This window comes from Halorhodospira halophila (genome assembly GCF_016653405.1).
GTDB lineage: Bacteria > Pseudomonadota > Gammaproteobacteria > Nitrococcales > Halorhodospiraceae > Halorhodospira > Halorhodospira halophila_A.
The window spans coordinates 71716-81130 of the sequence record NZ_NHSN01000008.1; the positions used below are offsets into that span (position 1 = coordinate 71716).

Annotated in this window: 15 protein-coding genes; all 15 read left to right on the forward strand. The window is 63.6% G+C overall.

Annotated elements, in window-relative coordinates:
- Window positions 1–21: 21 nt before the first annotated feature.
- Window positions 22–711 (forward strand): helix-turn-helix domain-containing protein, encoded by a 690-nt coding sequence (locus CCR79_RS02500; RefSeq protein WP_201168346.1) that lies wholly within the window; start codon window positions 22–24, stop codon window positions 709–711.
- A gap of 4 nt (window positions 712–715) precedes the next feature.
- Window positions 716–1768 carry a hypothetical protein gene (locus CCR79_RS02505; protein ID WP_201168347.1) on the forward strand — a complete coding sequence of 351 codons (1053 nt, stop codon included), beginning with the start codon at window positions 716–718 and terminating at the stop codon, window positions 1766–1768.
- A gap of 39 nt (window positions 1769–1807) precedes the next feature.
- Complete coding sequence (locus CCR79_RS13940; protein WP_201168348.1) at window positions 1808–2131, forward strand: STAS-like domain-containing protein; 324 nt, start codon at window positions 1808–1810, stop codon at window positions 2129–2131.
- Window positions 2128–2601, forward strand: coding sequence for a hypothetical protein (locus CCR79_RS02515; protein WP_201168350.1), 474 nt, complete (start codon window positions 2128–2130; stop codon window positions 2599–2601). Before CCR79_RS13940 ends, CCR79_RS02515 begins: the two co-directional genes overlap by 4 nt.
- Before the next feature lie 545 nt (window positions 2602–3146).
- Window positions 3147–3431 carry a hypothetical protein gene (locus CCR79_RS02520; protein WP_201168352.1) on the forward strand — a complete coding sequence of 95 codons (285 nt, stop codon included), beginning with the start codon at window positions 3147–3149 and terminating at the stop codon, window positions 3429–3431.
- A gap of 81 nt (window positions 3432–3512) precedes the next feature.
- On the forward strand, window positions 3513–3740 hold the full coding sequence (locus CCR79_RS02525; protein ID WP_201168354.1) for a hypothetical protein: 228 nt from the start codon (window positions 3513–3515) through the stop codon (window positions 3738–3740).
- Entirely contained in the window at window positions 3733–4032 is a 300-nt protein-coding gene (locus tag CCR79_RS02530) for a hypothetical protein (RefSeq protein WP_201168356.1), read from the forward strand. Before CCR79_RS02525 ends, CCR79_RS02530 begins: the two co-directional genes overlap by 8 nt.
- Before the next feature lie 10 nt (window positions 4033–4042).
- Window positions 4043–4327: a hypothetical protein gene (locus tag CCR79_RS02535; protein WP_201168357.1), complete on the forward strand. Its 285-nt coding sequence runs from the start codon at window positions 4043–4045 to the stop codon at window positions 4325–4327.
- An 11-nt stretch (window positions 4328–4338) separates the two neighbouring features.
- The gene (locus CCR79_RS02540) at window positions 4339–5103 is read left to right on the forward strand and encodes a recombinase RecT (protein WP_201168358.1); all 765 of its coding nucleotides are present in this window, start codon (window positions 4339–4341) and stop codon (window positions 5101–5103) included.
- Window positions 5103–6758, forward strand: a complete 1656-nt coding sequence (locus CCR79_RS02545) for a YqaJ viral recombinase family protein (RefSeq protein ID WP_201168359.1) — start codon at window positions 5103–5105, stop codon at window positions 6756–6758. The genes CCR79_RS02540 and CCR79_RS02545 overlap by 1 nt, the downstream gene beginning before the upstream one ends.
- Entirely contained in the window at window positions 6758–7114 is a 357-nt protein-coding gene (locus CCR79_RS02550; protein ID WP_201168360.1) for a hypothetical protein, read from the forward strand. The genes CCR79_RS02545 and CCR79_RS02550 overlap by 1 nt, the downstream gene beginning before the upstream one ends.
- 22 nt (window positions 7115–7136) lie before the next feature.
- Window positions 7137–8054 carry a recombination-associated protein RdgC gene (locus CCR79_RS02555; protein ID WP_201168361.1) on the forward strand — a complete coding sequence of 306 codons (918 nt, stop codon included), beginning with the start codon at window positions 7137–7139 and terminating at the stop codon, window positions 8052–8054.
- The gene (locus CCR79_RS02560; protein ID WP_201168363.1) at window positions 8051–8314 is read left to right on the forward strand and encodes a hypothetical protein; all 264 of its coding nucleotides are present in this window, start codon (window positions 8051–8053) and stop codon (window positions 8312–8314) included. The genes CCR79_RS02555 and CCR79_RS02560 overlap by 4 nt, the downstream gene beginning before the upstream one ends.
- Entirely contained in the window at window positions 8311–8901 is a 591-nt protein-coding gene (locus tag CCR79_RS02565) for a hypothetical protein (RefSeq protein ID WP_201168366.1), read from the forward strand. Before CCR79_RS02560 ends, CCR79_RS02565 begins: the two co-directional genes overlap by 4 nt.
- Window positions 8898–9413, forward strand: coding sequence for a dUTP diphosphatase (gene dut / locus CCR79_RS02570; RefSeq protein WP_242510798.1), 516 nt, complete (start codon window positions 8898–8900; stop codon window positions 9411–9413). Before CCR79_RS02565 ends, dut begins: the two co-directional genes overlap by 4 nt.
- The last annotated feature ends 2 nt before the right edge of the window (window positions 9414–9415 follow it).

Genomic DNA, 9415 nt, shown 5'->3' on the forward strand with positions numbered 1-9415 from the left:
GCGGAGTGTTGTACTGGGCTCATGTCCATCGGGAAGCGGATCAAGGAAGCGCGTGAGCACCTCTCCGACACGATAGGGAGCAAGGTGACCCAGCGTGGCCTGGCCAAGATGTGCGGCTGGGAAGAATCGCAGTCCCGGATCGGCAACTACGAGCGTGACGCACGAACGCCGTCATATAAGGACATATTGACGATCGCGACAGTGACCGGCGTTCGCCCCGAGTGGCTCCAGTTCGGCACCGGCGACCGAGAGCCCACGTCTGCCCTGGGTGGCCAGGAGCACGAGAACGTCTGCCCGGGCCCGGACCCGGTGCGTGCGATCCCCGAGATCAGCTGGGTGCAGGCCGGCCACTGGCACGAGGCTGTCGACCCCCTGCACCCAGGCGAGGCCGAAGAATGGCACTGGACCCACAAGAACGTAGACCCACGCGCGTTCCTGCTGCGAGTCCAGGGCGACTCCATGACCGCGCCCCACGGCCGGAGCTACCCGCCCGGCTGCCTAATCCTGGTGGACCCTGGCGCATCACCTGACCCTGGTAAGCGGGTGGTTGCACGGCACAAGGAAACGTCCGAAGTTACGTTCAAGGAGTTGGCCTATGACGTCGGAAGGTATTACCTGAAGCCCCTTAATCCTAGATACGACATGATCGAAATCGACGGGGAGTGGGAAGTCATCGGCGTAGTCCGACAGGCGATCATGGAAGAGGAGTGACTTAATGCGAAAACTAGGAAAGCACGATCGCCTCCGTCACATTCAGCAAAATCGCCGCAAGCTTCAAAAACGCCTCCGGCGCGAGCGCCGTGATCTTAGCAAGACACGCACCTTAACTCCGAACCGAGACACACAAAAAAACAGCACCGGCGCAATAGCATGCCCCACCCCAATAAGCCTTTATAGCAATGGTCACTACAAAAGAACTTTGCGCTTTCTTTCACGACTCGAGCAATCTATTTTAGCTCCACGGCCAACCCGTATTGATTTTTCGGAGACCGATCGAGTCTCCGCCGACGGGATGCTTTTATTCACCGCTCGGCTAATGAAACTACAGCATTCCGGACACCTGAGAAACGTAAGGTCGTCACCATCACGCACACACAAAGTCCGCCAGGTTTTTACGCAACTGGAATTAAATGATCTTCTTGGCCTCCGTAATGGGCGCTCTGAGCCAATTGATGACGATGTCATATACTGGATGCAAGCGTCGGGCAATGAAGTAAGCCTTGAGCATCCGGTATCCATAATCGATAAACTCAAAGAGACCGACCAGCTTGACGAGATTTCGGCGCGATACCTTTTTGCGGGTGTAAGTGAAGCCATTGACAACAGTATCTACCACGCGTACGACGATCCCTCATCACCGCCCCAAGAATCGAAAAGTCCAAAATGGTGGGTATTCTCTCGCGTCGAAAACGGTTGGTTGCATTTTCTCCAATGCGACCTAGGCATTGGGATACCTGTATCACTTCCCAAGAAACACTCGTATACCCTTATCGACTCCATAAAAAGGAAGTTTGGTTTGGGTAATGACGATGGGCACGCGATAAAAGCTGCCATGGAAATTGCTACTACGCGAACCGGCCAACCAGCCCGTGGGCGGGGCATGCCACAAATGAAACAAATCATCGAGTCTGAGCAACAGGGGCGCCTTGTCATCTATAGCAACCGCGGATGGTACATGTACAACGCTCGCACCGGGCGCGACTCTTTCGGCGGCAGGCGGAAGTCCATCGAAGGCACTATCATTGTTTGGCAGGTGCCGCTATACTGATCACATGAATGTACAGCTTGTACTTATGGCGGCATAAATATGGGTGAAAAAATAATTTCTATTTCCAAGGATTTTAGTCGCTTCCCTGCTGGCCGCTTCAGGAGACACGGGCCTTACACGGGAGAGGCATTCAGAGAGGATATACTCGCCCCTGCGATACGAGAACACGATAAAGTTACTGTCGATCTTGATGGAACCGCTGGCTTCGGGTCCTCGTTCCTAGAAGAAGCGTTTGGTGGGCTAACTAGGATGCCCGAATTCTCGTCGGTTGACCTAAGAGACCGGGTAGCGATTACCGGCGGGACAAGAGCGGATCGTGCCGAGGTTAAGAAATACCTTAACACAGGTAACGCAGGTCAGTGAGCGAAGAAGTCGTCGCCTGGGCGATCAAGGAAGATTACGTAACGTGGGCGCTGATAGCCGTGAGCATTGGCGTTGCGGCTTACGGCGTTCGACAGACCAAGGCTTACCAAGAAAAGTCTCTAGAGAAAAACTCTAGAAGCAAAATAATCGACCGGTGCTTCTCTCTTGTTGAGGACATAGAAACCCTATCGATTGAATACTGGCACCTTGAAAGACAAACACCCCTGGAAGACACACAGATAGCCTCTAAAATAAAGGCAAAGACTAATAACTTAAACACGGAGGTCGACGCATTAGGCGCCCCCGAAGAGCTGATCGACGCGGTTGTCAAACTGCGCATGACCGCAACCTATCATGACGACTTCATGAATCCATCAAGACGGATTTCTTCAAATCAAGCAGAAAAAATATCTTCCGACGTGGTGCAGGCTTCGAGCGAAGTAAGAACAATCCTCCAGAATCTTTATTAGGCGCACATCTCACCCACCATAGCGCGACGCCTAGTCGGTCTGTATGCCGGATACTACTGCCCCAGGAAATCAGGCTTCAATCTAACTCTTCAATGTTGGGGCGCATAAAAAATAAAGAAGCTCACCACTTTTTGCTAAGCGGTTTTAACAATGGCGCAGCGCAAATTTGAAGACAGAGCCCGATGACTCGGGAGAGCACCCCCTGAAGCACCCCTTCTGCTGCCCGTCAACTCCATCCTCACGGCTGCCCACCACCGGGGCGCCGAAGTAGCCGCCGATCCCCTTAGTTCCAAGGCCACCCTGGCCCCGCGCTCACCGGGCGCCAGTGGTCGGTGCTCGCTCGAGCCCTCCTCTGCGTGCTTCCGGCCCCGGCCAACTCCGGGCGCGGGCGGGCGGCGGGCTGACCGTCGGGCCCGGAGCTTGGGTAACACGCCCCCTCATGGTCCGCGATTTTTAATCACGTTTCGTGTTGACATTAAAACACGTGGCGTGATTAGCTGTGCTTGAAGCTTTGCAACCAGGCGAGCACACGGAGGGCACCACCGATGGCCTACCCAAGCATCAACGCCGGCTACAACCCGATCGCCGACGCCGAAATCCGGCGCGAGCGTGAGGCCGACATGCGCGAGCAGCGCGAGGCCCTGATCGCTCAATGGCTCCGCGAGGGCGAGTTCTCGATCTCTGACGACGACGCCGCGGAAACCCTGGGCGACATGGATGGCGAGGAAATCATCTCGGCTATCCGACAAGCCTGCGAGCACGGCAACACCGCCGCCCTGCATCAGCTCTGGGAGCGGCTGGTGGAGCGCACCTCGGAGCGCCTGGCGTGATCCGCGACGCCATGCAAGCCGCCGCGGCAGTCGCGGCACTGGTTCTGATGATGGGGCTCGAGCGGGCCCTGGGAGGGTGAGATGGACGAGAAAACAGCAGACGAGGTGATCGACCGGATCTTCGGGGCCCGCATGGCCTTGGCCCGTGCCGATCTGGACGAGTGGACGCAGGTGCTGGCGTCGGTGATCGGGGGCCTGAAATCGGATCTCGCCACGGTGGCGACAGCGCCCAACCCACAAGGCGCGCTTCTCAGCATCGCCCACCGCTTGGAAGCACGCGCGGCAGAGATGGAGGCCAACCATGGCTGACTTGATCGACTTCGCGGCAGCAGCCGCCCAGCGCGGCCAGGAGCTCGCCACCGACGGACGAGGAGGAATCACCACGCGACCGATGCGCGGCGACGCTCGCAGCCGGGAGCAGACCGCGGTGATTCACCTGCACCAGCACATGCGCCGGTCCGGCACACCCGGCTGGCTCCGAGCCCGCGCCGAGGAAGCGGCTCGGCAAGCCGCCCGCGACGGCGCCGACAGCTACGACGCCCTGCACCAGGGCCTCGCCGTTATCGCAGATCACGACGAACGCGGCCCGGGCGCCGCGTAGGAGGGAAGACATGGACAGCCTGACCATCGACGACCACCGGCCGGCGGCCCACGCCGCCGAACTCGAGGAACACCAGGGCGAGGTCGACCGGCTCCGCGAGGTGCTCGTCGCCTACCACGCGCTGGCCGCGCCGGGAGCGCACCGGGACACCCGGATGACCACGGCGGCCGCGACTCTGGCCGAGGTCACCGACGAAGCGTTGCGCACGTCGGGGAGCATCCAGGAGGCGCGCACGAAGTTGCGCCGGGCCCGGCAAAGCGTCGTCACCCAGATTCGACAGATCCGAGAGCACTGAGGGCAGCAGCCATGACCGAGAGCAACGTGACACCGATCCGCGGCGGGCAGACCTTCTCGCTGACGCCGCAGAACCTCGACGAGGCGATGAAATACGCCGACATCATCGCCAAGAGCAAAGTCATCCCGAAGGACTACCAGGGCAACCCGGGCGACGTTCTGGTGGCCATGCAGTGGGGCCTCGAGCTGGGCCTGCCGCCTCTCCAGGCGCTGCAGAACATCGCCGTTATCAACGGGCGCCCGGCGGTCTGGGGTGACGCGATGCTGGCCATCGTGCGCTCGCACCCGTCCTGCGAGTACGTCTCTGAGGAGTTCGACGACTCCCGCTGGGTCGCCACTTGTCGAGCCAAGCGACGGGGCGAGCAGGAGCAGATCCGCCAGTTCAGCCACGACGATGCTCAGCGGGCCGGCCTGGCCGGCAAGCAGGGCCCCTGGCAGTCGTACCCCAAGCGCATGATCCAGATGCGCGCCAGGGCGTTCGCTCTGCGCGACGTGTTCCCGGACGCCCTGCGCGGCATCGCCGTCGCTGAGGAGGTCCGGGACATCCCCGAAAAGGACGTCACCCCGGAGCCGGCCCCGGCCGCCAGCGAGCCCGAGCAGCTGCCGCCCTACCCCGATGACCGGTTCGCGGAGAACCTGCCGAAGTGGCGCCAGGCCATCCAGGGCGGGCGCATCAGTGCCGAGGAGGTCATCGCCAAGGCCTCCAGTTCCTACCAGATGACGGATGAACAGGCTGAACAGATCCGCCAGTGCCAGCCGATTGAAGGGGGTGAGTGATGGAGGTTCTCGATCTTGTGCAGGGCAGCCCGGAATGGAACCGCTTGAGGGCAAGCCACTACAACGCCAGCGAGGCCCCGGCCGTGATGGGGGTAGGGCCGATCCCCAGGTCGGACCTGCTCAGCCACAAGGCGTCCGGAACCGAGCAGGAGTTCAGCGAATGGGCTCAGAAGAACCTGCTCGATAAGGGGCACGCCGACGAAGAAGCGGCCCGGCCGATTGCCGAGAAGATCATTGGTGACGAGCTCTTCCGGGCGACGGTTCGGAAGCACATTGAGGGCCTGCCGCTGCTGGCCAGCTGCGATGGCCTGACGATGCTCAACGACGTGGTCTGGGAGCACAAATCCTGGAACCAGGCCAAGGCAGAGCAGGTGCGGGAAGGCCAGGTGCCGGATGAGCACGTCTGGCAGCTCGAGCAGCAGCTGATGATCACCAAAGCCGAGCGGGCCCTGTTCATGCTCTCCGACGGGACTGAGGGTAACTGCGTCTCGTGCTGGTACGAGCCGAACCCGGAAAAGCAGCGGCGCCTGGTGCGCGCCTGGCAGCAGTTCGACGAGGATCTGCGGTCCTACCAGCCGCGCACGGACGCCCCCGAGGTGACCGGCTCCGCGCCCGGCGAACTGCCGGCGCTGCACATCCAGATCACCGGGGGCGTTACCGCGTCGAACCTGGACGAGTTCAAAGCGAGAGCCCTCGACGTGTTCCAGGGCATCAAGACGGACCTGGCCACGGATCAGGACTTCGCGGATGCCGCCGAGACTGCCAAGTGGTGCAAGGAGATCGAGAAGCGCCTCGACGCCGCCAAGGAGCACGCGCTGTCCCAGACGCAGAGCATCGACGCGCTGTTCAAGGCCATCGACGAGATCCGGGAGCAGGCGCGCAAGACCCGCCTGGACCTCGACAAGAAGGTCGAGCACCGCAAGAAGGCCATCCGGCAGGAGGTGATCGCCGAGTGCCAGAACGCCCTGGCCGAGTCCGCCCGCGGGCACGAGGAAGAGCTCGGGCTGCGCATCGACCCGCAGGCTGACTTCCCTGGGGCGATCAAGGGCAAGAAGACGGTCAAGACCGTGCGCGACGCCGCCGAGCAGGAGCTGGCCGACGCCCGGCTGCGCTTGGCCGAAGAGGCCGAGCGCCTGCGCGCGAATCTGACCAAGTTCCGCGACCTCACCGAGGACCACCCCACCCTGTTCCCGGACTGGGCCGACCTGGTGCGCAAGGACGCGGCCGACATGGAGGCCGCCATCAAGGCCCGGATCGCCGAGCACCAGGAGCAGGAGCGCCGGCGCCAGGAGGCTGAGCAGGAGCGGGCCCGACAGGCGGAGCAGCAGCAGGCGGAGCAGGAGGTGCAGCGCGAGGCCGCACCGCCCGCCCACCAAGAGCCCGACGTCAGCGACACCGGTGAAACCACCGAGGCCGGCTGGGACGTGCCGCCGGAGCCCGTCGCTGACGACGGCGCAAGGATGACCCTGGGCAACATCAACGACGCCATCGCGCCGCTGTCGATCAGCGCCGCGGGCCTCTCCGAGCTCGGCATCGAGCCGGTCGGCCGCGAGAAAGCCGCGAAGCTCTATCGGGCGGCGGACTTCCCCCGGATCTGCGAGGTGCTCGCACAGCACCTTCGGGAGGCAGCCAAGGAAGCGAAGGAGGCGGCGTGATGAACATGGACGACCTCAGGGAGATGGAGAGCGGCATCCGCCTCGCCAAAGACAGGGCGTCGGGCCTAGAGCGAGGCGCACATAGGATCGCGCAGCTACGCCGCGGAGGGGATAGCGGGAAGACAGTCGCCCAAGCGCTGCTCAGGTATCACCCCACTGAAATCGGCGCCATCGAGGAGGCCTGGAACGAGCTCGGCCCCGACCTGCTCCGGGTTGCCGAGATGCGCCTCCAGGCTCGGGCCCGCCAAGAGCGGGCCAGGGCGCGCCAGCTGGAAAGCCAGCTCAACTGCGCGCTCGAGGCGGCTGGCGAGGTTGCCGGAGAAGCCCGGAGAACCGACGAGGAGGCGGCGGCCTGAGGCCGCCCAAGGAGAGGACGCCATGTGGTTCCGCAACCTGGTCCCATACCGACTGGCCGAGAAGGTCGACTACGACGCCGAGGCGGCCGCGGCCCGACTGGAGGCGCTTGCCTTCACGCCCTGCGGAGCGATGGAGCTGAGCCGCAGCGGGTTCGTCCCGCCGCTCGGCCCGGGAGCGCCGCTAGTGCACGCCGCCGCCGGCAGCCTGCTCCTGTGCCTGCAGGAGGAGACCAAGCTGTTGCCCGCGTCGGTGCTCCGGGACGCGATCGACGACCGCATCAGCGCCCTGGAGGCAGCCGAGCATCGCAAAGTCCGCAAGCGTGAGCGCGACCGAATCCGCGACGAGGTGGTGACGGACCTGCTGCCGCAAGCGTTCAGCCGCTACAAGAAGACCTGGGCCTGCCTAGACATCGAGTCCGGCTTCTTGGTGGTCGACGCCAGCTCCGACAAGCAGGTCGAGCACTTCGTCGATCAGCTGTGCGAGGCATGGGACGGGCTTGCCTTGGTCCCGCCCGAGACCGAGCTGTCGCCAGGGTCCGTGATGACCCAATGGCTGGCTCAACAGCAGCTGCCCGGCGACCTGGAACTGGGCGAAGAAGCGGTGCTCGAGGATCCCAATGCCGAGGGCTGCGAGGCCCGCGTAAAGCGACAGGATCTGACCTCCGAGGAGATCAGTGCCCACATCGACGCCGGCAAGCGAGTCCGCCGCCTGGCCGTGACCTACTCCGAGCGGATCAGCGGCGTGCTGGACGCCAAACTGTCGCTGCGTCGCGCCAGGTTCCACGACGAGATCCGCGAGCAGGCCGGGGATCTGGAGCCGGAGAGCGAGGCCGAGCGAATCGACGCTGACTTTTCCCTCATGGCCTTGGAGCTGCGGAGCCTGGTCCCGCGCATGCTTGAGTGGTTCGGCGGGGAACGAACAGGGAGGCAGGCGGCATGAGCGCGATCCCTCCCTTCCTGTACGCCGACGCGAACCAGGCCCGCCGTGCGTTCGCCGAGGCCTGGCTCACCGGCGACGGTCTGCGCGACAGCGCTGAGGTGGGCCGGGCTATCGAGAACCTGGAGGACACGGCGGAAGAGATCGCCACCGCTGCCAGCTGTCTCGGTGACCGGCACCAAGCGGCGACGACTCCGGAACAGTGGCAGCCGATCATCTGTGAGGCCGCCCTGCAGTACTGGCACGAGTGGAGGAGCGCATGAACATCGCATTCGTGGGCCGCAAGCACAGCGGCAAGAGCACAGCGGCCCTGATGGCCGCCAGCGAGTTGTGCCGGCGTGGAACGCCCGCCGATGTGTACTCGTTCGCCTACCCGATCAAGCAGATGAGAGAGGCGTTGCTGGGGTCCGCCGGTATTCTCACTCCTGAGAGCAAGGAGGAGCCGATCACCGCCCTCCCCGGCCAGCCGTCGCAGCGCAAGATCGAGCAGGTGCTCGGCACCGAGGCGGCTCGGGATCATTGGCACCCCGACTTCTGGCTCGGCCACATGGCGCTTCGCCTCGCCCGCCGGCCTGCATCCACAGCGGCACTGATCGACGATGTGCGCTTTCCCAACGAGCTCTACTGGGTGCGCGATCAGGGATTCCACGTCGTCTGGATCAACCGCCCGGGCAACGACTTCGACACGCACCTCAGCGAGCAGGCCCTGTCCGGCTACCGCCGGGCTACAAACGAGTGGGCCCTGGCCAGCGACGGCACGTTTGCCGAGCTGGCCGACCGCGTCGAGCACCTTATCGACCAGATGAGCATGCAGCGCGCCATTGACCACAGCAGGAGGGAAACACCTTGACCAATCAGCCCAGCCACCTGATCGAGACCCGGATCCTGGACCCGCGACTGGGCACCGAGTGGCCCGAGCCGGATTACCTCACCGCGGGCGCCGCGGGCATCGACCTGCGGGCCTGCATCGAAAAGCCGCTGATCCTGGAGCCGGGCGAGTGCCAGATGATCGGCACTGGCTTCGCGGTCCACATCTCCGACCCCGGTGCCGCCGGCGTGGTCCTGCCCCGCTCCGGCCTGGGCCACAGGCACGGCATTGTGCTGGGTAACGGCACCGGCCTGATCGACTCCGACTACCAGGGCGAGATCAAGGTCTCGGCGTGGAACCGCAACCCGCCGGTGGACACCTACGGCGCGAGGTGGAGCGACGAGCCATACATCAGCGAGCCCTACATGATCGAGCCCGGAGAACGTATCGCCCAGCTCGTGTTCATGCCTGTGATCCAGGCGCGGCTGGTTCAGGTGTCTGAGTTCACCCCGACGGAGCGCGGGGCCGGCGGCTTCGGGCACACCGGGAGGTGAGC